Genomic DNA, 25,003 nt, shown 5'->3' on the forward strand with positions numbered 1-25,003 from the left:
CTCCCCCATTCATTCTAGTGAAGCGTTACTTATTGTACAGATGTTCATTATCTACCTTCCTTTATAGTATAATTAGTTTCAGTAGGCTTATACAATCAGCAAATGCTGTCCTCAATGTTGAATAATGAACAGAAAGTAGTAACTATGTTTATTAAAAGCACAATAACGAACAAAGGATGAAGAAAATGACTGATAATATTACTGGGATTGATAGAAGGATCAGGAAATCCAAAATGGCTTTGAAAGAATCCCTCATTTCTTTAATGCAAAGTAAGGATTTCAGGGAGATATCGATTACTGATATTGTAGAACTCGCCGACCTTAATCGGGGTACATTTTATAAACACTATCAGTACAAAGAGGAACTGCTTGAAGAGGTCATGGAGGATGTGATTGCCGATTTGATCATATCTTACCGGGAACCTTATAAGAACGCCGAAACTTTCACCATCAATGAACTAACGGCTTCGGTCATCAAAATATTTGAACATGTCGCTAACCATGCAAACATTTATACCCTCATCCTAAAGTCGAATGCATGGCCTACATTACTGGAACGGATTTGTAATGAGTTGAAGAAACTGCCAGTGGAGGACCTGGAAGATTACCGGCCGAACCCTAAGATCAATAAAGAACTTGCCTCCAGTTACCAAGCATATGCGATATTGGGCATGATCATCGAATGGGTCAACACTGGCTTTAAATATAGCGCTGACTATATGGCTGAACAGCTGCTGGAAATCCTTAATAATAAATCGGTAAATGCCGTCTTTAAAATAAACCATTTAAAACAGAAATAAGAGGGCTGCACCAGCAACCCTCTTATTTCTGCTTTAAATCGCCTGCCTTTTGGAAAGAAACCTTTTTACAACAAACAAGAAAGCTGGTAAATCATCTTCATGGACAAAGTGTCCGGCATCCTTTATCGTCACCAATTCGCAATTCGGGATAAGCTCGGAAACCTCCTGCAATTTGTTTTGGGGAATATGGCTGGCCCCGCCCCCTATAACAAGCGTCGGCATCATAATTTCGGTGAGGCGTTCCCACCATTCGGGATCGGGTTCATTAAGCTGCTGTAGAACCGAAGGCACTACCTGCCAATCAAACGGCAGTGGGACAGAAGGCCTGGAAGGAACCTCCATTGGTTTATCCGAGAAAGGAGGCGGTGTGTCTTCGACAATCAACCTTTCTATCCTCGAAGGAAAGGTTTGCGAGAAAAGATAGGAAACCGTCCCCCCCATGGAATGCCCCATTAGCGAAAACCTTCCCAAATCAAGCGCATCTGCAAAAAGAAGCAAATCATCACGCATCGATTCAAAAGTATATGTATTCGTTCTCGCACTCCCACCGTGGCCCCGTTGATCTAAAGCTAAAACACGATAACTTTCTCCTAATGCGGCAGCCGCTTCATCCCATGATTCCGAACTTTTTCCCAGCGCATGAAGAACAACAAGCGGTGGTGCAGAAACATCCCCGCACTCCCGATATTGAAACGTGAGTCCATTCAACTCAATTTGATTAACCCGAATTTCCATCTCCGTTCACTCCCAGGATCGGATTCGCCATTTTGAACCCCGATCTATTTTTTGGAAAAACCTCTAAAATACTATGTTGACTATAAGTAAATTATACGTTTTATGCCTTCACCCATTTATTCATCCTGCATCTGTTCATTTCTGCCTTCACACCTTCTATTCCTGCCTTCATCCATTTATTCATCCTTTGGTTTCATTCCCCAGCAGCATGAATTACATTCCGTTACGGGCCTTAACGTGAAAAGCAGAATAGAAAAAGCCCCATGCTGCCTGAACGATTCAGGTGGCATAGGGCCTTATATTGTTTCATTTAAGCGGTTTGATCTTTTTTCACAGCTGGTTTTTCTTCAGCCGGCCAAGCACGCTTAATGAATAATGCCAGAATCAGCGCCACACCGGCAATGAAGGTAGATACAAAGAAGGAGAAGTTAATTCCATCCAGCATTGCCTGCATCCCGATTTGGGCTTTCATTTGACCCATCATCTCAGCGGTGGGCTGGCTTGTTAATTTGCTCATCGCTTTCGTCATTAAATCTTCGGCAGTAGAAGCTGCACGGTTAGACATGACCGTAACGAGCAATGCCGTACCGATCGCACCGGAAATTTGGTTCAGTGTGTTATTCATGGCTGTACCGTGCGGGTTCATGCGGGCTGGCAGCGAGTTCAAACCATTTGTCATGATCGGCATCATGGACATTGACATCCCGAAGGAACGAACGGAAAACAGGATTACAATTTCTGTATACGTGGTTTCCATTGATAATTTACTTAGCAAATACGTAGTTACCACGGTGATAAGCAAACCTATTGAAGCAAGGATACGGGCACCGAACTTATCGAAAAGCTTACCGGTGACCGGTGACATGAGGGCCATTAATAACGCACCCGGAAGCATCAATAATCCAGAATCGAATGGTGAAATGCCACGTACTGTTTGTGTGTACATCGGAATTAAGATCATCCCCGAGAACAGCGCCATGTTCAGTACCATTGAGATCGTTGCGGATAAAGCGAACATCGGGTGCTTGAAGATATTGAACTCAAGCATTGGTGTTTCCATTTTAAGCTGGCGTGTTATGAAAAGGATCAGGGAGATGGCACCGACAATCAGTGTTCCGTATACCTCAAGGCTATCCCACCCCTTGCTGCCTGCCGAACTGAATCCGTAAAGCAAACCGCCGAAGCCTAAGCTTGAAAGGATGACCGATATTTTATCAATTGAGATATCGACTTTTTCCTTGTGGTCTTTAAGTTTAAAGAAGCCGAAAATAAGCACTAGTAAGGCTAGCGGAGTAATGAAATGGAATAGCATTCTCCAATCATAATGTTCGATGATCCAGCCTGAAAGCGTCGGCCCGATTGCAGGGGCAAACATCATGACCAAACCGAATAGTCCCATTGCCGAGCCCCGTTTTTCAACAGGGAAAGAAGTTAAAAGTACGTTCATTAATAATGGCATCATGATTGCCGAACCTGCAGCCTGAACCATACGTGCGCTCAATAATAGCGGGAATACATGCGCTACACCTGCCACGATCGTCCCGATTGAGAATAGGAGCATGGCTGTCAGGAACAGATTACGCACCGAATATTTTTTTATTAAAAAGGCAGTTGTCGGAATCATGATTCCGTTCATGAGCATGTAGCCTGTTGTCAGCCATTGGACTGTGGAAGTCTCGATTCCCAGGTCTATTTGGATGGATGGCAGTGCAATATTTAAAAGGGTTGAATTCAGTATCGCTATGAACGCACCGACCATCAGTATGGCCAAAATGCCATACGAACCTTTTTTCTCATTTATTTGTGCAGTACTCACTTTTTATCTATTCCTCCATTCAAACTATTGGTTCATTTAATTAGACGAGCGGTATATTAAAAACTCACAAAATCAATAATATACCCCTAGTTCATTTTTTGCAATAAAAATTTACTGGTTTAAATAAGGGTTTGTGCTGTGATGAAAAATGGAGTACGATTAATTTTATACAAGCAGTATAATGAAAATCAGGTGATATAATGAACAATCGAAGGCAGAATGTCATCGATACGGCTCATAAGCTGTTTATTGACAAAGGCTACCAAGCGACGTCCATTCAAGACATTTTAGACGGCAGCGGTATATCAAAAGGTACATTTTATAATTATTTCCCTTCGAAGGGTGAATTATTTATAGCTATTTTCCGCTCCTTTTATACAAAGATTCGCCATGAACGGGAAAAACTGTTGATTGGTCAAGATTCCGCCGATATTGAAATTTTCATCCGGCAGCTCGAACTGCAATTGATGGTGAACAAGCAAAGCAAATTGCTTATCCTGATCGAAGAAGTCCGTGTTTCCAATGATGAAGAATTAAAGCAATTCATCAATAAGACGCTATTGTTGAGCTTACGCTGGATGTATAACCGTTTTATCGATATCTTCGGTGAAAGTAAAAAACCCTATCTTTTAGATAGCGTCATTATCTATCATTCGATGATGACCCACATGAATCATTTTAGTTACCGTGCTAATCCCGCCGGTACACCGGACATACAAATTATCCGCTATTGCATGAATCGCATTGTCCATTTAGTCAATGAAGTGGCTGAAAGCGGGGAACAGATCATTGACCCGGAATTAATGGATACATGGTTTCCAAAATTCACAAACCAGCTTGATGCTTGCCATAATGATTTGCTTCATTCCACCACGGAATTGAAAAAAGCGATAAACAAGGCTATTCCTTGCGATGAAGATCGAAGAAGAGCCATTGAATTGGTCGATTTCATCCAAGATGAGCTGATGCAGTCAGACAAACCGCGAGAATTCCTGATAGAAAGTCTGCTGGCCACTCTGAAAACCGGATATGCTTCACAGATCCAAGCATTGGAGACTTTTGAAGAAAGCATCCATTCTTGCTTGAGCCGATGAAGATTGAAGATACACACCTACCGAAAGCGGCAGGTGTTTTTTTTATGGCTTTTTGAATTAGCCTGATTTTAAAAAAGAGTTGGTTTTATAAAAGCGACCTAAGGAAACACTATCCTTATCATAATAAAGGGAGGTCTATCTACTTGAGTGTGAAAGAGAATGCTTTGTCCATATTGGCTCTGGGCGGAGTGAATGAAATCGGTAAAAACATGTATGTGATTCAATATTCTAACGATATCGTCATTATTGATTGTGGTGCAAAGTTTCCTGATGAAAGTTTATTAGGAGTCGATTTGATCATTCCTGATATTTCCTTTCTTCAGGAGAATAAGGAGAAGATCCGCGCTTTGATTGTGACTCATGGGCATGAAGATCATATCGGCGGTATCCCTTATTTCTTGAAAAAATTGAATGTGCCCATTTATGCCACACGTTTAACACTTGGTTTGATTGAATTGAAGTTAAAAGAACATAACCTTTTGGGTGATACGGAATTAATCCAGATCGATTCGGATTCAAAGCTGGAGTTCGGGGAAATGGTTCTGGACTTTTTCAAAACGAATCATAGTATTCCCGATTGCCTCGGAGTCACCATGTATACGCCGGAAGGTACGGTCGTTCATACAGGGGACTTCAAGTTTGACTTGACTCCGATGAATGATCAGTATCCCGATATTCATAAAATGGCCAAAATCGGGAGTGAAGGTGTCCTCGTTCTACTATCGGAAAGCACGAACGCAGAGCGTCCCGGCTCCAGTCCCTCGGAGCATCTGGTTGGCAGCCATATTGAAGAGGCCTTCATGCAAGCAAAACAGAAAGTCATCCTTTCGACATTCGCTTCAAATGTCAATCGTGTTCAACAAGTTGTGAACGCTGCACAGAAGACAAACCGGAAACTAGCCCTGATTGGACGAAGCATGGTGAACGTCGTAACCGTTGCCATTGAACGCGGCTATCTCGAGGTTCCTGATGGGATGCTTATCCAACCACAAGAAGTCGATAGTTATGCTCCGGAAAGGGTCGCGGTTTTATGTACAGGAAGTCAAGGAGAGCCGTTTGCCGCCCTTTCCCGCCTTTCCAGTTCGAATTATCGGGATATGAGCATATTGCCCGATGATACAGTGATTCTTGCCTCCACACCAATACCCGGAAATGAACGGGATGTTTCACGCATTATCGACAACCTGTTTCAACTAGGTGCCAAGGTCATTTACGGTTCCGGGACTGTAACGGGCATGCATGTATCCGGACATGCTTATCAGGAAGAGTTAAAGCTCATGCTTACCCTGATGAAACCTAAGTATTTCATCCCGATTCACGGTGAGTATCGGATGCTGCACCAGCATCGATTGTTAGCTGAGTCTGTCGGGGTGGAGAAGGACAATACTTTCATCATCAATAATGGTGATGTGGTGGATATTGAAAACTCCGTTGCCCGTCAAACAAGAAAGGTGGCTGCCGGCAATACCTTTGTCGATGGTGTTGGCGTCGGGGATGTTGGAGAAATCGTTCTGCGGGACCGTAAGCAGCTTTCCGAAGATGGAATGCTCGTCATCGTCATAACACTAAGCAAGACAGAAAGAAAAATAGTCTCAGGACCAGATACCATTTCCCGTGGATTTGTATATGTTCAAAATTCCGAGGACCTCCTAAAAAATGTGAATCGTCTTGTCACGAAAACGGTCAACGACTTACAAAGTGAAAAAATATACCGGTGGAACATCATTAAACAAACCATTAAGAAGGAACTGGGGCAATATCTCTTTAATCAAACTAAGAAAAAACCAATGATCCTTCCAATAATCATTGAAATTTAGCGCCAAATTGAAAGGAACTCGACTTTGAATTAGTCGAGTTCCTTTTTAATCAAGTCCTGATTTACTCGCTTTTGCAGCCATTGCCTTGTTCTTATTCCATACCTTGAACTTCATGAAAAGGGCTGCCAGACCGATGATCACGATGAATAAAAGGCTGATGAAAAACCCTGGACGTATCTCTTTTTCAAGCAGTGTTCCACTTACGGCCGCTAAAATTAAAAGCAGTCCGAAAACCGCCGTAATCTTACTCCACATCTTATTTTCCAAGATTTTGAATGAAGAAAGAATGATGAATGCCCAGTTATACAAAAGCAATATACCAGCTGATGTTGTAATGTATTCATAAATCTTTCCTGGCAGGAGCAAGGCAGTGATGATCGATCCTAAAAGACCTAAGGCTCCAAGCCCCAGTGACGGCAGCGGAAGATCTTTGAATTTCTTGATCTTTTGCATGAATAATGCGGGTGCATTCCCATCATTGGATAGCGTTACCAATAAATTGGTTACACCGAATAGTGAAGCGGTCATCGTCGAGAAACCGGCAATGATGATCGCACCATTAAAAACGTGCGGGAAAAATGTCAGGTGATAACTGTCCAATGCCGAAACGAATGGGCTTTCTTTTTCACTGAATGCCCCTAACGAAATCATGGTTACGGCTAATCCCAATGAAACCACATATATAATGGTAAGGACCAAGAGCATGATCGTCCCTGCCTTTGGTGCATCTTCTTTCTTTTTAAGCTGCATCGCCATCAATCCAATGACCTCAATGCCGCCAAACGCATAAAAGGCATAGATAAGGGATGTCCAAAACCCCTTTAACCCTTTGGGGAATAATTCATTGAACGTATTCGGAAATGATGGCGGTTTCGCTCCAGCAAGACCGAACCAGCCGCAAACGGCACATATTGCAATGATGATAAACATTACGATTGCTGCTGTCTTAATTACAGCAAGGATGTTTTCCACCCTGTCGAACCCTTTTGTTCCCAGCAATACCACCACGATTGAAACAATGGCAAAACCGGATGCAAATAGCCAAAGCGGCACTTTCGGGAACCAAAATTGAGATAATAGCGAAAGCGCAGTAAGCTGGCTTCCCATGATCAATATATTGGAGGACCAATAATTCCAGCCACAGCTAAAGCCCGCCCATCGTCCAAATGCTTTATTGGCATAATAACAAAAAGAACCTTCTTGAGGATCGGCAGCCGTCATCTTGGCAAGCAGATTATAAACGATATAGGTACCCAGTGCAGCCAATACAAATGAAAATACAATGGATGGCCCAGTCGTTTTAATCCCTATGGTCGATCCGAGGAAATACCCTGTCCCGATCGTACAGCCTACGCCGACCAATGATAGCTGCCACCATTTCATGTCGCCCTGTTGTTCACCGGAAGCATTGGAATCTTGGACAGCCTTTCCTTTCGCTGAACTGCAATTGGCTTTTGTTGTCATAACATTACCCCCTTCCATCATTCATAGTGTTGATAATGCCACAATGAATTATGCAAGGAAGAAGTTTTCAAATACCCTATGTAATAACCTGAAGCATTCTCCTTTAAGATAGGATTGCAGAAATGCCTTGATAAGCAAAATAAACCCCAAAGCCGACCAATGATAATCCAGAGATGATCGAAATGGCCATTAAGCTTTTTTCATTTAAGAACCTGCGAAATCCATTCGTTAATGCTGCTACAAAAAAATCCCAGCAGGTAAGACCAAGAAAGATCATCCCGCTATAAAGGAAAAGTTGGGATGTCCCATAACTTGAAGCCGTTTTAGCTAAAACAGATCCATAAATCCCCAACCAAAATAAAATGGACAATGGGCTTGTCACGGACATGATGAACCCGGTCAAAAAACAGGAAATTAAAGAATCTCTATTCCTGTATTCATTTAATAATATCGTATTAACCCGTAATACACTTTCGACCCCGGAATAAATAAGCACAAAACCGCCAAAAAGCCAAAGAAATATCTGGACGATCGGGATTTCTAAAAATCGTACCATTCCTACATATACTAAAATCATGAACAAGGCATCTGCGATCATGGACCCTGCCCCAACGATCCAGGCGTGCCAAAACCCGTTCTTGATTCCTTTATCGATACGAGCGGAGTTCACCGGGCCGATCGGTGCTGCAAGGGTAAGTCCTAAGAAAAAGTAACTTAGCAGTAAATGTACACTCAAAAAGCATCACTCCTTTGAGCTAGTTCATGACTTGTACATTTTATGTGACAACCCTCTGCCTATAACCACATGCAAAAAAAATTTCCCGATTCACAAAAAAAGCCGTGGGAAAGCCCGGCTTTTTGGAGATGGATTGAAGCCGATCAGGCAGCAGCTTCTTTTTTGTCTGAACTAATGAATTTCATAACAATCAATACGATGCCTATACCGATGACCCCAGAAATGATATAGGTCATATTGATATGATTTTTCATGACAAGGGACATGACCGGAGGGCCTGCCGCAACGCCGATGAACCTTGATGACATGTAGAAGGAGGTTATCGTCCCCCGCTGTTCCTTTTCTATATTTTGAGTGATGATTGCGTCGAGTGTCGGCAATAACGCACCAATTGCTATGCCCACCAAGCTTGTTATTATCAATAGAAGGACGACCCTGTTTTTAGTAAAACCGACAAATACAAGGCTGATTGAAAGGACAGCTAAACTGATCATGATGATCTTTTTCATGATTGGTAATTCCCCCTTGATTTTTTTCCCTGCAACATAAGAAGATACGCAAAGAAAAAATAGCGGGATCGCTATCACTAAACCTTTTTTGATACCATGCAAATCATGGATTTTTTCCAGATTATCAGACAAAAAGAAAAGAACACCGAACAAAACCAACATGACAAAGACACCAATCAGGAAAACCGTATATAACCATTTTCCTTCCTTCTTGAATATTTTTTTCGTATCATGCCAGAAATCCTTGAATTTCTTCGGCTCATCCTTCTCCTTTGGTACCTTTATAAAGAAAAAGACCAAAACAATAGATATTAAACTGAAGAATGAAATCGAGAAGAATGGTAAAAACCAAATAAATGCAGCAAACAGGGAACCCAATATTGGACTAAGCACTTTCCCAAACGTATTCGAGGTTTCTATGATTCCCAAACAAGAACTCGTTTTTTCATCATCATCTTTGTATAAATCCCCCACCAGAGGCAAAATGATTGGTGAGGCACCAGACGCCCCAATCCCTTGCAATACCCTCCCAATGATGATCCATGTATAGGGATTTTCCATTTTCCATGACGCATAACCAGCGATCAAACCACCGATAAGGGCCAGGATCAAGCTTGGCAGAATGACCATTTTCCGTCCGAATCGATCTGATAAATAACCTGCAATGGGAATTAAAAAGATGGATGCAACGGAATAGCTTGTTATCACCATGCTTGATTGAAATGAAGATATCCCCACCTTTTCCTCGAAAATGGGCAAAACCGGGATAAGCATTGAATTTCCAAGTGTCATAACCAATGGAATCGATGCCATACTGATCAGGCACCACACGCTTACATCTTTATTTTGCTTCTCATGACCTTCCATACTTACACTCCTCATCCATTATAAAAGCAACTTATTGCATAAAAGGTAACCATTTTTGAAACCAATTTGTTTTGCCATCATATATTAGATGTCTTAAATTATTATGTTATAGTGCAGAAACATTTATTCAGTTGCGCTTCTCCCAAAATTACCCCCTATTCCCTTTAAAACAATAAAACCATTCTGTTTAAGAATGGTCTATCTTTTTTTGCTTGTACAAATTTGGATGTTGATTAGAACGTAGGGACTCGCTTCAATCAACTATGTTTAAAAATCTGAATAGAATTCCTTTGGCCTACAGTCTAACCATTCTGTTTGAAAAGGGTTTCCCGCTTTCGTCTTTATAAAAGAATAATATTCCTTTTTTCACATTCCTCTATTATTTGGTCATTCCATACCGATACCTGAACCTCGCCAATATGTGCTTTCTTCAACAAAAACATGCATAATCTGGATTGACCTATTCCCCCGCCTATTGAATACGGAAGCTTTCCTTCCAATACGGACTTATGATAATCGAGTGCCTTACGATTTTCATTTTTGGATAATCTTAATTGTTTTAACAATGACATTTCATCTACTCGAATGCCCATTGAAGAAACCTCAAAAGCACATTCCAAGAGTGGGTTCCATAAAACGATATCTCCATTTAGATCCCAATCATCATAATCCGGTGAACGTCCATCATGCTTTTCCCCCGATTGTAAAGCTCCTCCAATTTTCATAATGAAAATTGCACCATATTTCTTCGCTGCCACGTTCTCTCTTTCCTTCGGAGTAAGATCCGGGTATAAATCCTCCAACTCCTGGGTCGTAATGAAGTGAATGTCCTCAGGTAACACAGGCTTAAGCAGATGATGGAATTCAAACATATAACGTTCGGTCGATTTAATGGCACTATATATTTTTTTCACTTCGGATATTAATGTATCCACGTTACGTTGTTCTTTCGTTATGACTTTCTCCCAGTCCCATTGATCTACAAATAACGAGTGTAAATGATCCAGTTTTTCATCACGTCTTATTGCATTCATATTCGTGTAAATGCCTTCATCACAAGCCAAACCATACCTAGAAAGAGTGATTCTTTTCCACTTTGCCAAAGATTGAACCACTTCTATTTGTTTATCCTTAATATCCAGAGCATCAAAGGTAAGAATCCGCTCCACACCATTTAAATTGTCATTGATACCATTACCTTCATGTAAAACGAAAGGGGCTGATACTTTAATAAGGTTTAACGCATTTGAAAGTCCTTCTTCAAAATGATCCTTCATTTCATTTATTGCAATATCAGTATGCATGATATCAAGAATTGTTTTGTATTTATTCGGCATTGATAATTCAGGCATAATTCTCCTCCAATTCCGCTTTAAATAGCGCATGCACTAAAATAGGCGTCTTTCCATTTGACTAAATTACATTATGAAGGAGTTTTCTGTGTTGTTACAAAAATACCAGGTCAGGCAAGGCGGACTAAACTCAAGAAATAGAACTAAAAAGGTGGTACAAGTCCAAATGTTTGAATACATTCAAATAAGCGAAGATGTATAAACGATGAGGTGATGAATTGGGTGTTTTTTTCAGCTTTGTATTATTAGGTTTATCACTGGCGGCTCCTATCGGTCCCATAAACGCTGCCCAATTGGACAAAGGAATCAAGAAGGGTTTTTGGCATGCCTGGGTATTTGGCTGGGGTGCCATTTTAGCGGATTTTGTTTTTATAGCCCTCGTCTTTTTCGGTGTCGTCCACTTTTTGGACAACTCCTTCATGAAGACATTTTTATGGCTTTTTGGATTTTTCGTCCTGACCTATACCGGAATCGAAAGTCTGCTAAGTGCAGGTAAGATTGAAGTGAATGCACGAAAAGCGAAAGACTCCCTTTTCTCTTCATTCCTGACAGGATTCATCATGTCCCTTTCGAATCCTTTATCCATTTTGTTTTGGCTGGGGATTTACGGATCCATTCTCGCAAACTCCGCTTCAAAATATGATATGGATCATTTACTTTTATACAGCTCAGGAATCCTTATCGGCCTCTTAATCTGGGATTTCATAATGGCCATCATCGCCAGCACCTTCAGACGCTTTTTATCCAAGCCCATTCTAATGGGCATCTCGATCATTTCGGGGATATCCCTTATAGGGATCGGCATATACTTTGCCATCCAGGCAGCAAAGGTTTTATTTACATAAGAAGTTGAGCAATTACTCGGGAATTCGAATAAATTTCTTGCTTTTATATAAAATAGGCCGCCTATTTTATTATCCTTCTTTGTCCATGTCGGACACTTATCCCTCATTGTTCATAGATGACGGCTATTACCCTTATACTGTTCCATATTATACTGCTCCATATTATTACGATGATTCTTATGCTTATTTGCCTTATTATGATGACAGACTCTCAGTACAAACACTGGTTCCAGTAGCCACTATCCAGAGCCATTTAAACGCAGGCCGGCAAGGTCATTGCTTCAGAGGATTTTGGGGTAACACCCAGCACACCTTTATTTTAATGGGGATAAATAATACTACTGGAATGGTACAGATACTCGAAGGCGGCATACCAAATGAGGTACATCATACAGATATAGTTGGATTACAATACCTAGGATTAACATGCCCTGTCGAAGGTCATGGCGGTGGACAAGGCGGCGGGCATAGCGGCGGGCATGGTGGCGATCATGGTGGCGGGCATGGCGGCGGGCATGGTGGCGGACAAGGCGGCGGGCATGGTGGCGGGCATGGCGGCGGACAAGGTGGCGGGCATGGCCTCGGACAAGGCGGCGGGCATGGCGGCGGGCATGGTGGCGGGCATGGCCTCGGACAAGGCGGCGGACAAGGCGGTGGTCATGGCGGCGATCATAGTGGCGGGCATGGCGGCCCTGGGGGTAACTGTTTTCAGCAGTTCATTCCTAGTGTTGGCTGGGTATGGATTTGTAGATAAAAAGAAACAGCCGATTTATTCGGCTGTCTTTTTTATTCTATTTCGCACTTTTACTCGTGAGGTCCTCGCTTTTACTCGTGAATTGGGCTTTTACTCGTGAATTTCGGCCTTTTACTCGTGAGTTCCGGCCTTTTACTCGTGAATTCCGGCCTTTTACTCGTGAATTCCGGCCTTTTACTCGTGAGTTCCAATTTAAGCTGCTTTCTTGTTAGATGCTGCGTTCTTTTATTTGCTGGACCATTTTCTTGATGAACGTTTCTATTGTGACATTTTCAAATTCTTGTTCCCCGTATTTCCGGACATTTACTTCATTTTCTTTCTCTTCTTTATCTCCAAGGACCAGCATATATGGGATTTTCCCCATCTGTGCTTCCCTGACTTTATACCCCAGCTTTTCATTCCGATCATCGATTTTCACTCTTATGCCTTGATTCTTCAGTGCATTTTGAACCTGTAAACAATAATCCAGATGAACTTGTGAGACTGGGATGATCTGTACTTGCACCGGGGCGAGCCATACCGGAAAAGCACCGGCAAAATGTTCTATGAGGATTCCAAAAAATCGATCGATCGATCCAAAGATGGCACGATGAATGACGACCGGACGGACTTTTTCATTATTTTCATCGATGTAAGTCAGATCAAATTTGTCGGGCATTTGAAAATCAAGTTGGATTGTTGCACATTGGTGGCTTCGTTTTAATGCATCTTTAATATGAAAATCAATTTTCGGTCCATAAAATGCCCCGTCTCCTTCATTTACTTGATATTGTATCCCGATGCTTTCCAGAACATTTTTCAAAGCTGTTTCAGAAGCTTCCCAAAGGGAATCATCGCCCATTGAATCCTCAGGACGAGTCGAGAGCTCCACGGAATACTCGAATCCAAAAGTGCGATACACCTTATCGATCAGATGAAACACTTGTTTAATTTCACTTTCGATTTGATCCTGCCGTACATAGATGTGGGCATCATCCTGACAAAATGTACGGACACGCAGCATCCCGTTCAATGCACCGCTATATTCATGACGGTGGACTTGACCGAATTCGGCCATCCGGATGGGTAAATCCCTGTAAGAATAAAGACTGTTTTTGAAAATAAGCATATGACCCGGACAGTTCATTGGCTTCATCGCGAATTTTGTTTGATCCACCTCAGTGAAGTACATATTCTCGTGATAATGATCCCAGTGGCCCGATTGTTCCCATAACCGCTGGTTCATCATGAAAGGAGTCCGAACTTCGTCATAATCAGCTTCAGTCTGAAGCTCCCGCGAGAACTTCTCCAATTCATTTCTAACGATTTGTCCTTTCGGTAAATAAAATGGCATTCCAGGGGCCTCCTCCGAAAACATGAATAATTCCAACTGCTTCCCTAATTTACGGTGGTCGCGTTTGGCCGCTTCTTCCAGGAATTTAAAATGATCCTGTAAATCCTTATTCTTTCGAAAAGCCACGCCATACACCCTTTGGAGAACTTCATTTTGATTGTCTCCCCGCCAATAGGCACCAGATACACGAGTCAATCTGAATGATTTTACAAATGATGTGGATGGAAGGTGCGGCCCTATGCAAAGATCGATGAATTCCCCCTGTTGATAGAGCGTTAATTTTTCACCATTGGGGATGTTCTTTGCTATATCCAACTTGAATGACTCCCCTCTGCCCTCGAATAACTTCACAGCTTTTTCATAAGTTACTTCGATCCTTTTAATTTCCAGATTTTCACTTATGATATGTTCCATCTCTTTTTCAATGGCCTGCAGATCTTCTGAGCTCAAAGGATGATCTAACTTAAAATCATAGTAAAAACCGTCTTCCACGACTGGTCCCATCCCTAATTCCACATTTTTGTATAATCTTTTCACAGCCTGTGCCAAAACATGCGCCGCTGTATGTCGCAATACGTGTAATCCTTCAACCGAATCGAGAGTCAAGATCGACAGTTCGCCATCCTTATTAAGCTTATGACTTAAATTAACCAATTGCTTATCCAGTTTTCCAGCTACTGCCTTTTTCCTTAAACTTGGGCTGATTGAGCCTGCCACACTTTCCACTGTGATCCCTTGCGGATACTCCTTTTGCTGCCCATCCGGGAATTGAACTTTAATCATTTTTTCACCCATCACATAAACACCCCTTTTTAAGTAATAAAAAAACGCACACATCCCTATGCAAGGGACGAGTGCGTTTACCCGTGGTTCCACCCAACTTCCCATAAGTAAAAAACACTCATGGCTCTGGAGCTTGTAACGCAGCTTAGACGATATCAGTTACTTTTTGTTCACCGATATAGCTCAAAGGCGGTAAATCAATTTCCTAAGCCAGGAAGTTCGCAGCTATCCTTCCCTCTCTGAAGACCGTAAAAATGATTCATGTCCTTATCATCGCCATATTTTTATATAGAAAAAAACGCACACATCCCTATGCAAGGGACGAGTGCGTTTACCCGTGGTTCCACCCAATTTCCCATAAGTAAAAACACTCATGGCTCTGGAGCTTGTAACGCAGCTTAGACGATATCGGTTACTTTTGTTCACCGATATAGCTCAAAGGCGGTAAATCAGTTTCCTAAGCCAGGAAGTTCGCAGCTATCCTTCCCTCTCTGCAGACCGTAAAAATGATTCATGTCCTTATCATGGCAATAATTATAATAATAAAAAACGCACCCATCCCTATGTAAGGGACGAGTGCGTTTACCCGTGATTCCACCCAATTTCCCATAAGCAAAAAATACTCATGGCTCTGGAGCTGTAACGCAGCTTAGACGATATCAGTTACTCTTGTTCACCGATATAGCTCAAAGGCGGTAAATCAGTTTCCTAAGCCAGGAAGTTCGCAGCTGCCCTTCCCTCTCTGCAGACCGTAAAAATGATTCATGTCCTTATCAATGCTTCTAAAATTTTATATTGTTATATATATTACAATATATTTCCATAAGTGACAACCTCAATTTTTTTCATTTCATTACTAACACCAAATTGGTATAATTAGTAAAAAAGGAGTTTCTATGAAACATTTAAGCAATTGGTCAATCGTATTTGCAGTGATTGGTATCCTATCATTTTCCTGTTCCCTAGCTTTTTCAAAAGCCTCCGAGCTGCTTATGATTTCAGGATTCGGTGCGTTGCTAATTGGTTTGTTATGCAGCTTAGGGGCCATATATAAAAATGAAAGAGGAATGTCAAAATTTTTGGCTGTGGCTGCATTCTTTCTTTTAAGTTTCATTCTCGTTTGGAATGAACCATTTCAAATTGTCAGGCTCTTGACCTGGATGAAAAATTAAATGAAAAAACCCGTTCACCATGACGGTTTTTTTTATTGATTCATTCTTCATCGGTTATCATTCGGCTTGAATTCTTTATTCCAAGCCATAGCGTAAGTCCAGTGGTCCAGAGTATTAGCGCGCATCCAAAGCCGAGCAATGATAACGGTACAAGGATTTGATGCTCCCCAACCATGACGGTGTCTGGCACAATCAGCCATGTAATAAGCGCCAATAAACAGAGAAGCATACCTGTTGCATAATAAACCTTGATTTGGAAAAGTGACGCCAATGGTAAAAAATGAATCCCTACAATAATGGCGATGACTCCCGGTATAAGATCGGTCTGATTGATCAAGTTACAGATGGCAATGGCAATCCCAATCAGCAAACCTTCGGCAATGAAGACCATATTAAACAAAAATCCGATACGCTTAAGACGTCTTGCCCCATCATCTGAAACTTGATTGGACATTTTTTGTGATGCATGTATTAATGAAATGCCAACGATAACCATGATGATTCCCACGAATATGGCTGCGAGTTCCACGTAGGGAAACCCCCACCCCTGCAATCCCATTACACCGGTACCCGCCCACAGTGTTCCGAAGACCGCCATGAAAATGACTCCAATTCCAGAACCGCGAAACGCCTCTTTCATCATCAGTTTCCTTTCATCCACAGTATAATCGTACATAGAATAATATTGCACCACTTCCCCAATTATTCAGCTATAAAAAAATGATTTGAGATAAGATAATGGCCGTTTCGCAGATATAATTCGATTTTCGCAGATATATTCCGTTTTTCGCAGATATAATTCGATTTCGATACAAATCTTCATAAGAAAACCTGAGTCCCCAAAGGGAAGCTCAGGTTTTTTCCAGTGGTATCAAGCCACATCTGATTTATCGAATTGACAATCTTTTAATGCTATTAATTTGGTCTTGTGATAAATCTTGTATCCTAGCCAGACTCCCAGGAATATCGGTAATCCGATATAGGAGACGGCGACTCCATACCAGTCGATGCTGCCGCTTAGGAATGCTCCATAGTTCTGTCCTGCTATGACGAGTATGCACAGGGTGAATGAAAGAATCGGACCGAATGGAAACCATTTTGCTTTATATTTGAGTTCGTTCAGGTCACCACCCTGTGCAACATAGGCTCGTCTAAAGCGATAATGGCTTATGGCGATTCCAATCCAGGCGATGAAGCCAGTCAGCCCGGATGCATTCAATAGCCATGTAAATACATGGTCCCCGAAAATGGAGGTCAAGAAGGCGAATCCCCCAATTATAGATGTCATGATCAAGGCATTCATCGGGATCCCCCTGCGGTTGACTTTGGCCAGGAATTTGGGAGCTTGATGATCTTTTGCCATCGACCATAACATCCGCGTTGATGCATATAGCCCCGAGTTTCCGGCGGACAGTAAGGAAGTTAACACGACCGCATTCATGACGGATGCCGCGAATGCCAGCCCTGCCCGTTCAAAGACAAGTGTGAAAGGGCTTACAGAAATGTTTTCGACATTTCCGTTCAACAAACTTGGACTCGTATACGGTATTAAGAGGCCGAGTATCAGAATGGCCCCGATGTAAAATAAGAGGATGCGCCAAAATACTTGGCGGATCGCATTCGGAACATTCTTTTCGGGTTCTTCACTTTCTCCGGCAGCAATACCAACAAGTTCAGTTCCTTGAAAAGAAAATCCCGCGATTAGAAAGATTGAGATGATCGATAAAAATCCTCCCTTGAATGGTGCCTCATCCATGGTGAAGTTTTCAAATCCGATCACCTTCCCGCCAAAAACCCCCAATATGGTCAATAGACCAATAATGATGAAGAAAATGATGGCGACGACTTTTATTAGTGCAAACCAATATTCAGATTCACCATAGCTTTTAATGGATAGGGCGTTGAGGGTGAAGACGATTCCAAGAAATAAGGCACTCCAAATCAGGCTAGGTACATCAGGGAGCCAAAATTTCATGATGATGGCTGCTGCAGCTATTTCCACGGCAAGGGTGACTGCCCAGTTAAACCAGTAATTCCAGCCAAGTGCAAAGCCGAATGCGGGATCAACAAAGCGTGTGGCATAGGTGGAAAAGGATCCCGACACAGGCATATATGTCGCCATTTCCCCTAAGCTCGTCATCAGGAAATAAACCATGATCCCAATGCAGGCATAGGCAGCGAGGGCACCGCCGGGCCCTGCGCTCTGGATGGTTGCCCCGCTCGCCAGGAATAATCCGGTTCCTATTGAACCGCCAATGGCAATCATGGTCATATGTCTTGCTTTCAGTTGCCTTTTAACTGTCGGTTCTTGATTATCAATGGGATTCCTTTTAACTGTCGGTTCTTCATTATCAATGAGATTCATGTCCATAAGGTTCCTACCTCATTTTCTTTTAAAGTTAAAAGTTCAAGAATAATAGAGTTTTTTACAACCGCTTTGTGAAAGACTTAATCGTTCGCTTCACTTGCTGGGATGCCATCCAGTTCAATTGCCATTTCCCGGTATAGTCTCCCTCTTCCCGGATTGGGTGACCCCATCCTGCTCAGTCTCCATTCCACACCATTGAATTAGAGTGAGCGCAATGATTTCGGCTGTGGAGAACACGTTGTCGAGCAGGATGTATTCATTTGGATAGTGGGCAACCTCGGTTACTCCCGGTCCGAAAACGATTGCTGGCGTTTCACCGACATGTGTCAGCAATCCCCCGTCCGTTCCCCAAGGGGAGGCTTCAATGACCGGGTCCTGTCCGGCAACCTGCCGATATTGATGAACAAGTGCATTCATCAGTTCATGCTCTACATCAATTGACCCCGGAACCCAGCGTGCCCCGAACCATTCCAATACGGGCGGGTTTTCCTTGAACCATTGGTCCGCTTCCCCGAGCTGCAATAACCAGGCCGCCATTTCGTCTTTCGCCTGCTCCATCGTTTCCTCCGGCGCAACACCCATCCTTCCTTCGACTTTCACAAGGTCGGGAACGGATGACGGCCAATTACCGCCTTCAATGACGCCTAGATTGATTGGAATCGGAATGGGCGTGTTCTGATAAAGCGGATCACTGATACGTGCATTTCGCTTTTCTTCCAAGGCACGAATATGATTGATGACGGTCATGCTTTTTTCAATCGCACTAACGCCTTCATACCTCGTTCCGCCATGGGCTGACCGTCCTTTAACATGGATTCGGAACCACATCGAACCCTGCTGTTTTGGGAAGATCCTCATATTCGTCGGTTCAGGGATCAGGGCGGCATCGGCTTTATATCCCCTCAGGACAGCCGCTAATGTTCCGGCACCGCCGCTTTCTTCTTCAATCACACTTTGAAAAATGACATCTCCTTTTAATTGGATGCCATTTTCCTTCAAAGCCTGCATCGCCAGGATCAGCGAAACATTTCCACCCTTCATATCGGTTACGCCGCGTCCAAACATCCTTCCATTCTTAATCGCTCCGCTATATGGGTCGTCGTCCCACTGATCTCGGTCTCCGTCTGGAACCACATCGATGTGTCCGTTCAAGATGATGGAACGGCCGCCTCCAGTCCCTTTCATGATACCTACCACATTGGGGCTGTTGGAAAATTCACTGCGTGGAGAATAGAAATAAGAATGCTTTTTCAACTCTCCGCCGTCAGGTTCCCAACTATCGATCTGCAAACCCATTTCCTGCAGCTTTTGGGCGACGATGGCCTGTGCCCCTGCTTCATTTCCTTGTGTACTCGGGGCTTGTACCATTTTTTGCAATAGGTTTGTTCCTTCTTCCCGATGATCCTCTATCCATTGGTTTATCCGTTTTTTTATATCCGGCACATTTATCCTCCTTAAATACACATATTCTCATAGATTACTGAAAGTCCCATTCCACCTGCCATACACAACGTTACCATTCCGTACTTAACTTGTGAACGCAACATTTCATGCATCAGTGTGACTGTCAATTTTGCACCTGTTGCTCCTACAGGGTGACCAAGTGCAATTGCCCCCCCATTGACATTGACAATATCCGGATTCAAATCTAACTCCTTGATCACCGCAAGTGCTTGGACAGCAAAGGCTTCATTAAGTTCAATCAGTCCGATATCCCGTAAAGATAGACCTGCTTTTTCCAATGCCTTTCGAGTAGCGGGTACTGGTCCAATCCCCATAACTCCAGGTTCCACTCCTGCACTGGCAAAAGCCTTTATTTTCAAGAGCGGTTTTAATCCCTTTTCTTCTGCTTGCTGCTTGGACATTAAAAGTACAGCTGCAGCCCCATCATTCATAGGACAGGCATTTCCTGCCGTAATGGTTCCTTCATTTTTGAATACTGCCTGAAGATTGGCTAGTTGATCTAGATGAATGTCTTCGCGTACCCCTTCGTCATGGTTGAAGATTTGAAGTCCTTTTCGATCCTTGATTTTAAGCGAAATAATTTCTCTATCAAAGCGACCCTCTTCTATAGCTTTCCAAGCCTTCTTGTGGCTTTGATAAGCAAATTGATCCTGTTCTTCACGACGGATACCGTATTTTTCAGCCAAGCGCTCGGCAGTGATTCCCATATGATCATTTTCCAAGGAACATATTAATCCATCTGCCAGCAAAGCATCCTCCATCGTTACGTTTCCAAATTTACCGCCCCATCTATTTTTCACGATATAAGGCACATTGCTCATGCTCTCTACTCCGCCGGCAATAATGACGTCTTCTTGACCAGCAGCGATAGTTAAAGCGGCGTTGGTAATGGCCTTTAAACCTGATCCACATGCTTTGATTACAACGTGTCCTGGAACACTGTATGGGAAACATGCCAGCTGCGACGAAATTCGTGCCGAGTTAAGTCCGCCTCCGTGGACATAGCCGTGTCCGAAAATCACTTCATTGACTTTTTCTTTACCCAAACCGGAATTCTCCATTAAACCTTCCAATACTTGACGGCCCAATTCGGTAGCTTTAACATTCCTGAGTGATTTTCCAAAAGTTCCAACTGCAGTTCGTGCCCCAGCAACGATGACAACCTCATTCAAGCTTTTTTCCTCCTCTTACCTATTCAATGGTGTTGACGGCAGCATGGATTTTCAAAGATGCCTCTGTATTCCTTAGCACATCATCCACTGTATATGGCGCCATGACTTCCTTTAGCACCAATCCCTCTTCAGTAACTTCCATGACTGCCATATCCGTAATGATTAAATCCACACTCTTTCTAGCCGTCAATGGCAGCGTACATGTCTTCAAGATCTTAGATTCACCCTGCTTATTCACGTGATTCATCAGGACGATCACCTTTTTAGCTTTCTGGGCAAGCTCCATTGCCCCCCCCATACCCGGCACCCGCTTTCCTGGGACGATCCAATTCGCCAAATCCCCTTTTTCACTGACTTCCAGGGCCCCAAGGATGGTGATGTCGATGTATCCTTTCCTGATCATCCCAAATGCCGTTGCACTGTCAAAGTATGAAGCGCCCATTACAGTGGTGATTGGGAAACCTCCCGCATTACAGAGGGCAGGATCTTCTTTACCGGGATCAGGACTTGGACCTGTACCGAGAACCCCGTTTTCCGCATGGAACAGCACATGGATATCTTGAGGAATATGATCTGCCACCAAGGTAGGGATGCCGATGCCTAAATTGACGATCAATCCGTCATGAATTTCCTTGGCGGCGCGTTTCGCGATTCGATTTCGTAGATCTACTGCCATGCCCATTTCCAATTCACCCCTTTTGTCGGAATCACCATATCTACATAAATGCCTGGTGTGGCAATACATTCCGGATCCAATTCGCCTGCAGGAACGATTTCATCCACTTCCGCAATCGTGAAGGCTCCAGCCATCGCTACGAGCGGATTGAAGTTACATGCAGTCTTGTCGTACACTAAATTCCCAAGCGAATCGGCCTTTTTGGCATGGACGATGCTTACTTCAGCCGTCAAAGCGGTTTCCACCAAATATTCTTTTCCTTCTATCACAATCTTGTCCTTGCCTTCTTCGGCTATCGTACCAATCCCGACATCGACAAAAATCCCGCCTAAGCCTACACCGCCGGCACGAATCCGTTCGGCTAATGTACCCTGCGGTGAAAATTCGACTTGCAGCTTTCCTTCAGTCATGAGCTTGCCGGCATTAGGATTGGATCCGATATGCGAGGCGATCACTTTCTTTGCCCTTTCAGCAGTCACAAGCCGGCCTATGCCAATGTCAGGGAATCCAGTATCATTGCCAATCAACGTCAATTCCTTAACGCCCTTGTCAAGGATACCCTGTACAAGTGTCGGAGGAGTCCCCACTCCGCCAAATCCGCCATACATGAGTGTGCATCCATCGGAAATATGCTCCAGCGCTTCTTCCATGGTCACAATTTTGTTTTTCTTCGTAATGACCTGCTTCATACCGTTCCTCCTAAATAGCCTGCATGTCCTCAATCAAACCTTCCGCGTACAATTCTTGCTGCAACTCATCGAGGGAAGCTTCGAGTATCTTGACGAGGCGGTCGATTTCTTCATTCGTAATGATTAATGGCGGAGATAAAATAACCGCATCGCCAGCGATTCCTTCAATCGCACCTGCAGCAGGATAGATTAACAACCCCTTCGCAAAAGCCTTATTGACAAGCCTTGTAGTCAGGCCGATTTGCAAGTCGAATGGAGTTTTTGAAATCCGATCGGAGACAAACTCAAGCCCAAGGAGCAGCCCTTTCCCTCTTACGTCACCAATGATGTCGAATTTCTCAGCCAATCCTTGCAGCTTCTTAAACAGATATTGACCTTTCTTTTCCGCTGCCTGAACCAGGTCATTTCCCTCAATGTAGGAAAGCACTTCCAATGAAACGGCAGCAGATAGAGGGTTTGCACTATATGTGTGTCCAGCCATGATTGATTTCGAGCCTTTTAAAATGGGCTCCATGACACGGTCAGTAACCATTGTGGCTGCCATTGGAGTATAGCCTGCGCTCATTCCTTTACCCAATGCGATGATATCCGGAGTGACTCCCCAGTGTTCCATCGCGAACATTTTTCCTGTCCGTCCGATTCCCGTCATTACCTCATCGGCAATAAAAAGAATGTCATAGTTTTCGCAGATTTCCTTAATCCTTTGATAGTAGCCATCCGGCGGTGTTACAGCACCAGCGGATGCTCCGATTATCGGTTCTGCGATGAAGGCGGCGATATTCTCGGATCCGACCCTTTGAATGGCTGTCTCCAGTTCATTTGCACACTGAAGCTTGCATCCGGAAGTTTCATTATTATAAGGACAGCGATAACAGTATGGAGCCGAAATGCTAGGGAAATCCTCCAATAGCGGCACAAAACGCTTTCTTCTTGGTACATGGCCGGACATCGATAAAGCGCCCATCGTGATCCCGTGATAACTCGTCCACCTGGAGACGATGCGGTTTTTTCGCTCAAACCCTTTTTCTTGCCAATGTTGAATCGCGATCTTCATCGCAGTTTCGGTCGCTTCCGATCCACTATTCACGAAAAATGACCAATTCAAATCCCCTGGAGCCAACTCACTTAGCTTTTGGGCCAATGCCTCTGCGGCTTCACTCGTAAAATGAGACCTATATGCAAAAGAAACTTTGCGGGCCTGCTCCGTCATTGCCTCGACAATATCCAATACGCCATGGCCAATACTTGCTGTGACCGCTCCTGATGATCCATCTATATACTGATTTCCATCTATATCATAAAGATAAATTCCATTCCCATGAGAGATAGTGGGATAGTCATGATCTAAAGTAGGCTTAATCAAATAATTGCGTGTCATGTCATCTCTCCTTTTAACGTTCGTACACATTATCTATTAATCTATTACGTTCTTAAAAGACTAAAAGGCTCATCCTGAATCAGGATGGATTCCGTAGGGCAGCCTTCCATGGCATCTTGCATGTCATCATGCAAGGTTTCAGGAACCTCGGCAATCCCTTGATTATCGTCCAAGATGACGAAAGCGATCCCTTGATCGTCATAGTCATAAATCTCAGGACCTGTTGAACCGCACGCCCCGCACGCAATGCACGTTTCTTTATCAACCCATGTGTATTTAGCCATAGAAAAATCCTCCTACTTGAGGGATAAATCTTTACCCCAAATATTCATGTCCTCATACTTATCCCAAATATTGCAATTCTTCGTTAATCTCCCTCCATATTCATAACCCAGCTGATGAAAGACGGCGTTCATGCCCATTGACAATGATCGGGCCAATGAATATGAGCAATAAATGTTTTTCTTGAATAATTCTTGTTCCAATGCGGAGATGAGCACCTTCATGAAACCATGCTTTCGATGCTGGGGAATTGTTGCACAGTCCGTTATTTCAGCATTATGATACATTTCATTCACTTCAGCGGATGCAGCACTCACGATGGTTCCTTCATATTCGATAACACTAAAGATCGTCCCTTCCTCCATCACTTTCTTGATATACCGTTCATCATTCATCGGTGTAGGGTAGGTTTCAAAAATGGCACCATATAGCTTCGCCAGCTCTTGTGCATCTTTCTCCGCAGCAGACCGGAGGATATAACCGTCAGGTATTTGCTGGGATTCAATCGGTCTAGAAACCTTGGTTACATCTTGGATGACTCTATCTTCCTTGACCCAAAAGTCGCTAGTCCGCCTTTCATCCGTTAAATAGAAGGCCATGCAATAGGCATCATTCCCTTTGAAATACTTGCTCAATATTCCTTCCAGCATGAATCCCTGACCCAACGCCGCTGATAAATCTTCATTCCTTGCTTTAAGTATCACTTTTGTAAAGCCCTGCTCCTTTGCGATGGCAAGGGCCCGATCGATCGCTTTTTTGATATTTCCCCGATAATCATCCATGCGCAAGCGCTGATTGGCATGATCATGATAGAGCTCCATCGTATAACAATCCCCGGTTTCCATTTGGGTGAAAAAAGGCAGCTTTTGAACAGGCATCATGTATCCCCCTTATTTA

22 protein-coding genes and 3 other annotated features are annotated in these 25,003 nt (G+C 43.3%); of the genes, 6 read left to right on the forward strand and 16 right to left on the reverse strand.

Going from position 1 to position 25,003, the window contains the following annotated elements; translation table 11 throughout:
• Nucleotides 1–185 precede the first annotated feature (185 nt).
• Entirely contained in the window at nt 186–800 is a 615-nt protein-coding gene (locus tag AC0VX1_RS20400) for a TetR/AcrR family transcriptional regulator (RefSeq protein ID WP_475468610.1), read from the forward strand.
• A 33-nt stretch (nt 801–833) separates the two neighbouring features.
• Here the strand turns inward: AC0VX1_RS20400 and AC0VX1_RS20405 are convergent, their stop codons facing one another.
• Nucleotides 834–1,535: an alpha/beta fold hydrolase gene (locus tag AC0VX1_RS20405; protein ID WP_475468612.1), complete on the reverse strand. Its 702-nt coding sequence runs from the start codon at nt 1,533–1,535 to the stop codon at nt 834–836.
• A 310-nt stretch (nt 1,536–1,845) separates the two neighbouring features.
• Nucleotides 1,846–3,294, reverse strand: a complete 1,449-nt coding sequence (locus AC0VX1_RS20410) for a DHA2 family efflux MFS transporter permease subunit (RefSeq protein WP_475471840.1) — start codon at nt 3,292–3,294, stop codon at nt 1,846–1,848.
• A gap of 257 nt (nt 3,295–3,551) precedes the next feature.
• Here AC0VX1_RS20410 and AC0VX1_RS20415 point away from each other — a divergent pair, with 257 nt between their 5' ends.
• On the forward strand, nt 3,552–4,445 hold the full coding sequence (locus AC0VX1_RS20415; protein WP_475468613.1) for a TetR/AcrR family transcriptional regulator: 894 nt from the start codon (nt 3,552–3,554) through the stop codon (nt 4,443–4,445).
• A gap of 143 nt (nt 4,446–4,588) precedes the next feature.
• A complete protein-coding gene (locus tag AC0VX1_RS20420; protein WP_475468615.1) occupies nt 4,589–6,262 on the forward strand; it encodes a ribonuclease J in 1,674 nt (557 codons plus the stop codon).
• 45 nt (nt 6,263–6,307) lie between these two features.
• Here AC0VX1_RS20420 and AC0VX1_RS20425 read toward each other — a convergent pair whose 3' ends face one another.
• From AC0VX1_RS20425 to asnA, 4 genes are all read right to left on the reverse strand, one after another.
• The gene (locus AC0VX1_RS20425) at nt 6,308–7,726 is read right to left on the reverse strand and encodes an amino acid permease (RefSeq protein ID WP_098865505.1); all 1,419 of its coding nucleotides are present in this window, start codon (nt 7,724–7,726) and stop codon (nt 6,308–6,310) included.
• A gap of 103 nt (nt 7,727–7,829) precedes the next feature.
• Nucleotides 7,830–8,462: a LysE family transporter gene (locus tag AC0VX1_RS20430; RefSeq protein WP_475468617.1), complete on the reverse strand. Its 633-nt coding sequence runs from the start codon at nt 8,460–8,462 to the stop codon at nt 7,830–7,832.
• 143 nt (nt 8,463–8,605) lie between these two features.
• A complete protein-coding gene (locus AC0VX1_RS20435) occupies nt 8,606–9,838 on the reverse strand; it encodes an MFS transporter (protein ID WP_413009265.1) in 1,233 nt (410 codons plus the stop codon).
• A 341-nt stretch (nt 9,839–10,179) separates the two neighbouring features.
• On the reverse strand, nt 10,180–11,175 hold the full coding sequence (asnA, locus tag AC0VX1_RS20440) for an aspartate--ammonia ligase (protein WP_475471842.1): 996 nt from the start codon (nt 11,173–11,175) through the stop codon (nt 10,180–10,182).
• Between the two features lie 233 nt (nt 11,176–11,408).
• On the opposite strand from asnA, the gene AC0VX1_RS20445 reads away from it, so the two are divergent.
• Together AC0VX1_RS20445 and AC0VX1_RS20450 are read left to right on the forward strand one after the other, a co-directional pair.
• Nucleotides 11,409–12,035, forward strand: coding sequence for a LysE family transporter (locus AC0VX1_RS20445; protein ID WP_268564380.1), 627 nt, complete (start codon nt 11,409–11,411; stop codon nt 12,033–12,035).
• Between the two features lie 106 nt (nt 12,036–12,141).
• Nucleotides 12,142–12,789, forward strand: coding sequence for a hypothetical protein (locus tag AC0VX1_RS20450; RefSeq protein WP_475468620.1), 648 nt, complete (start codon nt 12,142–12,144; stop codon nt 12,787–12,789).
• Between the two features lie 208 nt (nt 12,790–12,997).
• On the opposite strand, the gene thrS is transcribed toward AC0VX1_RS20450, so the two are convergent.
• Nucleotides 12,998–14,905, reverse strand: a complete 1,908-nt coding sequence (thrS, locus tag AC0VX1_RS20455) for a threonine--tRNA ligase (protein ID WP_475471844.1) — start codon at nt 14,903–14,905, stop codon at nt 12,998–13,000.
• A 60-nt stretch (nt 14,906–14,965) separates the two neighbouring features.
• Nucleotides 14,966–15,188 (reverse strand) — a binding site (T-box leader).
• Between the two features lie 31 nt (nt 15,189–15,219).
• Nucleotides 15,220–15,440: a binding site (T-box leader), on the reverse strand.
• A 30-nt stretch (nt 15,441–15,470) separates the two neighbouring features.
• Nucleotides 15,471–15,691 (reverse strand) — a binding site (T-box leader).
• A 110-nt stretch (nt 15,692–15,801) separates the two neighbouring features.
• Between thrS and AC0VX1_RS20460 the strand changes: the two genes are divergently transcribed.
• Nucleotides 15,802–16,077 (forward strand): hypothetical protein, encoded by a 276-nt coding sequence (locus AC0VX1_RS20460; RefSeq protein ID WP_413009260.1) that lies wholly within the window; start codon nt 15,802–15,804, stop codon nt 16,075–16,077.
• A 40-nt stretch (nt 16,078–16,117) separates the two neighbouring features.
• On the opposite strand, the gene AC0VX1_RS20465 is transcribed toward AC0VX1_RS20460, so the two are convergent.
• The 9 genes from AC0VX1_RS20465 to ablB all read right to left on the reverse strand — a co-directional run bounded on the left by AC0VX1_RS20465 (nt 16,118) and on the right by ablB (nt 24,984).
• Nucleotides 16,118–16,753 (reverse strand): DUF7010 family protein, encoded by a 636-nt coding sequence (locus AC0VX1_RS20465; protein WP_475468622.1) that lies wholly within the window; start codon nt 16,751–16,753, stop codon nt 16,118–16,120.
• 195 nt (nt 16,754–16,948) lie between these two features.
• Nucleotides 16,949–18,448 carry an amino acid permease gene (locus AC0VX1_RS20470; protein ID WP_413004769.1) on the reverse strand — a complete coding sequence of 500 codons (1,500 nt, stop codon included), beginning with the start codon at nt 18,446–18,448 and terminating at the stop codon, nt 16,949–16,951.
• Nucleotides 18,449–18,562: 114 nt separating this feature from the next.
• A complete protein-coding gene (locus tag AC0VX1_RS20475; RefSeq protein WP_475468625.1) occupies nt 18,563–19,888 on the reverse strand; it encodes a peptidase in 1,326 nt (441 codons plus the stop codon).
• A gap of 11 nt (nt 19,889–19,899) precedes the next feature.
• Nucleotides 19,900–21,081 carry a thiolase family protein gene (locus AC0VX1_RS20480; RefSeq protein WP_475468627.1) on the reverse strand — a complete coding sequence of 394 codons (1,182 nt, stop codon included), beginning with the start codon at nt 21,079–21,081 and terminating at the stop codon, nt 19,900–19,902.
• A gap of 19 nt (nt 21,082–21,100) precedes the next feature.
• Complete coding sequence (locus tag AC0VX1_RS20485; RefSeq protein WP_475468628.1) at nt 21,101–21,763, reverse strand: 3-oxoacid CoA-transferase subunit B; 663 nt, start codon at nt 21,761–21,763, stop codon at nt 21,101–21,103.
• Nucleotides 21,748–22,446, reverse strand: a complete 699-nt coding sequence (locus AC0VX1_RS20490; RefSeq protein ID WP_434167700.1) for a CoA transferase subunit A — start codon at nt 22,444–22,446, stop codon at nt 21,748–21,750. The genes AC0VX1_RS20485 and AC0VX1_RS20490 overlap by 16 nt, the downstream gene beginning before the upstream one ends.
• A 10-nt stretch (nt 22,447–22,456) precedes the next feature.
• The gene (locus AC0VX1_RS20495) at nt 22,457–23,824 is read right to left on the reverse strand and encodes an aspartate aminotransferase family protein (protein ID WP_475468630.1); all 1,368 of its coding nucleotides are present in this window, start codon (nt 23,822–23,824) and stop codon (nt 22,457–22,459) included.
• A gap of 44 nt (nt 23,825–23,868) precedes the next feature.
• Nucleotides 23,869–24,108 carry a ferredoxin gene (locus tag AC0VX1_RS20500; protein ID WP_063575319.1) on the reverse strand — a complete coding sequence of 80 codons (240 nt, stop codon included), beginning with the start codon at nt 24,106–24,108 and terminating at the stop codon, nt 23,869–23,871.
• Nucleotides 24,109–24,120: 12 nt separating this feature from the next.
• Complete coding sequence (ablB, locus tag AC0VX1_RS20505) at nt 24,121–24,984, reverse strand: putative beta-lysine N-acetyltransferase (protein WP_268564373.1); 864 nt, start codon at nt 24,982–24,984, stop codon at nt 24,121–24,123.
• Between the last annotated feature and the right edge of the window lie 19 nt (nt 24,985–25,003).

It is taken from the genome of Peribacillus sp. QJM3NY_7 (genome assembly GCF_056173225.1).

Coding starts and splice junctions, on each gene's coding strand:
- AC0VX1_RS20400 (WP_475468610.1), top strand. CDS start 186: ATGACTGATAATATTACTGGGATTGATAGAAGGATCAGGAAATCCAAA.
- AC0VX1_RS20405 (WP_475468612.1), bottom strand. CDS start 1,535: ATGGAAATTCGGGTTAATCAAATTGAGTTGAATGGACTCACGTTTCAA.
- AC0VX1_RS20410 (WP_475471840.1), bottom strand. CDS start 3,294: ATGGTCGGTGCGTTCATAGCGATACTGAATTCAACCCTTTTAAATATT.
- AC0VX1_RS20415 (WP_475468613.1), top strand. CDS start 3,552: ATGAACAATCGAAGGCAGAATGTCATCGATACGGCTCATAAGCTGTTT.
- AC0VX1_RS20425 (WP_098865505.1), bottom strand. CDS start 7,726: ATGACAACAAAAGCCAATTGCAGTTCAGCGAAAGGAAAGGCTGTCCAA.
- AC0VX1_RS20435 (WP_413009265.1), bottom strand. CDS start 9,838: ATGGAAGGTCATGAGAAGCAAAATAAAGATGTAAGCGTGTGGTGCCTG.
- asnA (WP_475471842.1), bottom strand. CDS start 11,175: ATGCCGAATAAATACAAAACAATTCTTGATATCATGCATACTGATATT.
- thrS (WP_475471844.1), bottom strand. CDS start 14,905: ATGATTAAAGTTCAATTCCCGGATGGGCAGCAAAAGGAGTATCCGCAA.
- AC0VX1_RS20460 (WP_413009260.1), top strand. CDS start 15,802: ATGAAACATTTAAGCAATTGGTCAATCGTATTTGCAGTGATTGGTATC.
- AC0VX1_RS20465 (WP_475468622.1), bottom strand. CDS start 16,753: ATGTACGATTATACTGTGGATGAAAGGAAACTGATGATGAAAGAGGCG.
- AC0VX1_RS20470 (WP_413004769.1), bottom strand. CDS start 18,448: ATGGACATGAATCTCATTGATAATGAAGAACCGACAGTTAAAAGGAAT.
- AC0VX1_RS20485 (WP_475468628.1), bottom strand. CDS start 21,763: ATGGGCATGGCAGTAGATCTACGAAATCGAATCGCGAAACGCGCCGCC.
- AC0VX1_RS20490 (WP_434167700.1), bottom strand. CDS start 22,446: ATGAAGCAGGTCATTACGAAGAAAAACAAAATTGTGACCATGGAAGAA.
- AC0VX1_RS20495 (WP_475468630.1), bottom strand. CDS start 23,824: ATGACACGCAATTATTTGATTAAGCCTACTTTAGATCATGACTATCCC.
- AC0VX1_RS20500 (WP_063575319.1), bottom strand. CDS start 24,108: ATGGCTAAATACACATGGGTTGATAAAGAAACGTGCATTGCGTGCGGG.
- ablB (WP_268564373.1), bottom strand. CDS start 24,984: ATGCCTGTTCAAAAGCTGCCTTTTTTCACCCAAATGGAAACCGGGGAT.